This window comes from Streptomyces chisholmiae (genome assembly GCF_031845445.1).
Taxonomy (GTDB): domain Bacteria; phylum Actinomycetota; class Actinomycetes; order Streptomycetales; family Streptomycetaceae; genus Streptomyces; species Streptomyces chisholmiae.
Genome location: NZ_JAVREO010000137.1, coordinates 1 through 469, shown reverse-complemented (window position 1 = coordinate 469; position 469 = coordinate 1). Strand labels below are relative to the sequence as shown.

At 74.6% G+C, this 469-nt stretch carries 1 pseudogene; it reads left to right on the top strand.

Annotated features, from left to right (window positions below):
• Positions 1 to 352: 352 nt before the first annotated feature.
• Positions 353 to 469 (top strand): annotated as a pseudogene (locus RM844_RS32460) (GNAT family N-acetyltransferase); the annotation flags it as partial.

The window sequence follows — 469 nt, the reverse complement described above, 5'->3', positions numbered from 1 at the left end:
GATCAACCTCACTCTGGAGCTGGACCGCGCCCGTGAGGACCGGCCCGCACCGCACCCGGGCGACGACCCCGGGCCCGGGAGGACGCCCGCCCCGGCCCCCACCCCACGCGCGACGCCATTGCAGCCCCCGCCCGCCGCCGGGCCGACACCGGCTTCACCGACCTCATCGGCCCCGCAGCCCCCGCCGCTCCCGTCGTCTCCTGCCGGGGACGTGCCCTCCCGCGTACCGGAGGTGAGCGCAAAGGGGCTGCTGGCCCGGCTGCGACGGCGTCGGCGGGGCGACCGGTAGGCGACGGGCGGGCGGCGAACATACCGATCGCGGACAGGCGTTCGAGTCGGGCATCATGTCCGCATGCTGATCAGGGAAGCCACCACCGAGGACTGGGCCGCCATCTGGCCGTTCTTCCGTACCGTCGTCGCCGCGGGCGAGACCCTCACCTATCCGCTCGACCTCGGGAAGGAGGAGGCA